At 46.1% G+C, this 3,090-nt stretch carries 4 protein-coding genes and 1 pseudogene; 2 read left to right on the plus strand and 3 right to left on the minus strand.

The window, feature by feature from the left end:
• Positions 1 to 116, plus strand: a pseudogene (locus Q0526_RS11645) (4Fe-4S ferredoxin); the annotation flags it as partial.
• Between the two features lie 68 nt (positions 117 to 184).
• Here Q0526_RS11645 and Q0526_RS11650 read toward each other — a convergent pair.
• From Q0526_RS11650 to Q0526_RS11660, 3 genes are all read right to left on the minus strand, one after another.
• On the minus strand, positions 185 to 910 hold the full coding sequence (locus Q0526_RS11650) for a sialate O-acetylesterase (protein ID WP_298733780.1): 726 nt from the start codon (positions 908 to 910) through the stop codon (positions 185 to 187).
• Between the two features lie 177 nt (positions 911 to 1,087).
• The gene (locus tag Q0526_RS11655; protein WP_298733783.1) at positions 1,088 to 1,930 is read right to left on the minus strand and encodes an Ltp family lipoprotein; all 843 of its coding nucleotides are present in this window, start codon (positions 1,928 to 1,930) and stop codon (positions 1,088 to 1,090) included.
• 22 nt (positions 1,931 to 1,952) lie between these two features.
• Positions 1,953 to 2,579: an FxLYD domain-containing protein gene (locus tag Q0526_RS11660; protein WP_298733785.1), complete on the minus strand. Its 627-nt coding sequence runs from the start codon at positions 2,577 to 2,579 to the stop codon at positions 1,953 to 1,955.
• A gap of 124 nt (positions 2,580 to 2,703) precedes the next feature.
• Between Q0526_RS11660 and Q0526_RS11665 the strand changes: the two genes are divergently transcribed.
• Entirely contained in the window at positions 2,704 to 2,877 is a 174-nt protein-coding gene (locus Q0526_RS11665; protein WP_298733789.1) for a ribbon-helix-helix domain-containing protein, read from the plus strand.
• The last annotated feature ends 213 nt before the right edge of the window (positions 2,878 to 3,090 follow it).

The raw sequence follows: 3,090 nt of genomic DNA on the forward strand, positions 1-3,090 counted from the left end.
ACGACCACCACGACCACTTCACCGATTCCAGCCCCGCCACCAACTGGAAGAGCTGTCTGGAACACGCCGAGAAGATCGGTCTGGGTAGCCGGGAATACGAGCTGATCAAGATCTAAGTTTTCTTCCTTTTGAAACCAAATGCCTCCCACACACCGGAAAGCAATCCGGCCTGTGGGAGGCATTTTTACATTTTTTCTCGGTAAGCAGCCGCTGCCCTTCCGGCTTTAGCCCCCACCTCGTTGTAGGCTTGCTGATAATAGTGGTAGGAGTCTTTCATCAGCCCTCGGGCCTGCATGGTACCGAAATCATCGCTGGCCAGCACCACGCCGGGGCCTTCCCTCGCCAGTTCGCACTGCGCGGCATGGATGGCGGTGTAGTCACACCCTTTGACACCGTTATACTGCCCGATAGCCACCAGAAAGCAGGTTTCCAGCCCCGCCTGCCGGCACTGCGCCCATAGGTTCCGGAACCGGGCCTTATACAAAGCGGGCGTGGTTTCCCGGTCACCGTCTGTTTCTCCCTGACACCAAACCAGAAAACGATGACCTACCGGCATGGACACTTCTTGCAGATAGGCATTGGCTTGGGCAAACCGCCCCAGTGCATCGGTGAGCAGATCCTGCTGCCCCTGCCATTGGGCAATCTCGGTCCCGCCTTGACTGGCCGACACGCCAACCACCGGCACACCGGTCTGCTCATAGTAAGCATTGACAAAAGCGGGGACCAGCGACCCAGTCTTTTTTCCCGGCTCAAAAATACCGTTCGGGTCATTTTCTTCGGCACCGAAAGGTTCTGCTATAGGATGCAGCTGCCCCGGGTCGGAAACTGCCCGGTATTCATATCCAGCACCGGGCGTCAAGGACGGCGCCGGTTGGGGCCACTGTGGGCTGGTAATGCCTCGCCCCGCCATATTGGATTGTCCGGCAAACAAAAGAGGTCATATTCCATAGCAAACGTGCCCGTCCTTTTTACAGCATTGGCCGCCGTTTTTTCGGCGGCAGTTCTATTATAGCACCGTGTGCAAGAGCGGGTGTTTCTTTAAGTATACATTTTGATACTTCTTTTTAGGCTTGTGCCTTCAATTGCTTTAATATCCGTTTTGCGTCACACCGTACTCGGCTTGCGAATGCGTGAACCCTTCAAATTCCAGCTGTTCAATCAGACCACTTCTAGAAAACGAGGAATATTCTAAATACTGCTGCGCTTTCAGCGCTGCCTGTTCATTCCAATCTGCCCCGCAATTATCGGCTGCATACGTTGCTTCGCTATTGCTGAATTCCTCAAATTCTAGCTGTTCAATGAGTCCAGTATAAGAAAATGCTGTGTATTCTAGATAATCGTATGCTTTTTCCAACGCCTGTCGCTCGCCTTCGGTGGTCGGTTCACTTCCTTGCTTATCTATCGCCGATTGAACCCCATCTGCTAAAGCTTGGGCCTTTTCTACCATAGAAAGTACTTCTGTTGGCTCATCACTCGTTTTTATAAAGGCCAACATAGCACCTGCTGCGTCTTCATCATTTTCCAAGCAAAGGTATCCTGCCAAACTTGCTTTATCCGTCGTTGAAGAAGATACCATTTCAGCCTGAATTACGGTATTACTTTCACCATCATCACCTTCTTTGCAAAGCTGGTAATAGACTCCCTCTTTATCTTGGTTTATATATTCCCAAGTTAAATCAACCGTTATAACTTCTTCTAAGGATAGTTTTGCTGTTCCGTCTTCGTACACGCTCAAAAGCGTATTTGATAAGTCCTCTTGCACCTCGGTGCCGGTTTCATCAATTGCTTTATCATATTTCCAAGTTCCAACCAGAGCCTTTTGACCATCAATTTTTTGCTGTTCACCGCTTCCCAAACATGCACATGCGCAAATCAGTAGAAGTAGGCATAATAAAACTAGAACCCCTATCTTCATTTTCTTGCCTTCCATATATACACTCCTTCCTTGTATCTTAAAACCCATAATAGTTCCCACTCAAATCAGATAACCTATAGGTATCAACCGGCACATTGGATATTCCCACTGCATCGAACTGCCATGTTTCTCCCGCGTCAAAATTAACAATATTATCCATCGCAGTTCCCAACAAATTTCCTGCTTCATCGTATAGCGAAAACTGAACACTTGCATAGTCCAGCATTTTATCTCCGTTATTTCTGACTTGACCTGTAATGTGGATGCTTCCAACGTTCTCATCGTAAATACCTTCCACAGAATCCATACCGCCGACCAACTCTAGTACTTCCAAATCTTTTGTTGGTGTTTGTGTCGGTGTTGGGGTTGGTGTCACTGTTACAGTAGGTTGCTCAGTTCCTGTTTGCGATGTTCCAATATTGTCCTTAGTAAAAAACAGTGGAATTCTATAAACAAGATAAATTATCAGAACCCAAAACCACCATCGTTTGTAAATCGGCTTTTTGTTCTTTGCACCGCACTTTGGGCATCGTTTAGCACTTTTAGCCATCTGTCCGCCACAAATCGGACAAATCTTTAATCTGTTTTTTGTTCCACAAGATGGGCACTTTTTTTCTTTGCTATCAAATTCTGTTTCGCAATTAGAACAAGTAACATTTGGCATCTTCATCCGCTCCTCATTTTTAATTTTCACCAATAATATACCATATTTATGTTTATATTTCAACATATATTAGATATATAATACAGTTCAAAAATCCGTCATAATAGCCATAGGTGGTGATACTATGGACGAATTGAAAATCACAAAAAAGACCGAACCCGTAATGTTTACCATCCGGGTAGATAAATCCATTGTCGATTTTTATGACGATTTAGCGAAAAAGACGAATCGATCGCGGAACGAATTGATTGGCCTTGCCTTAGAGTTTGCCAAAGACAAAATCATAATTGATTCTTAACTGATTTTCATATTCAAATATGATAAAATCCTGCGGTGTCCCCATCCAGCAAAGGGAGGTACCGCAGGATTTTTTCCTTGTATATGGTGTATATCCAACAAAAAAGCGCCGCCGCGCTCCTTACGGAGTGCGGCGGCGTTTTTATGCGGGAAGATTCAGATTACAGCTCAGCGAAGTACTTAATGGTGCGGACCATCTGGCTGGTGTAGCTGT

Source organism: uncultured Subdoligranulum sp. (assembly GCF_937890665.1).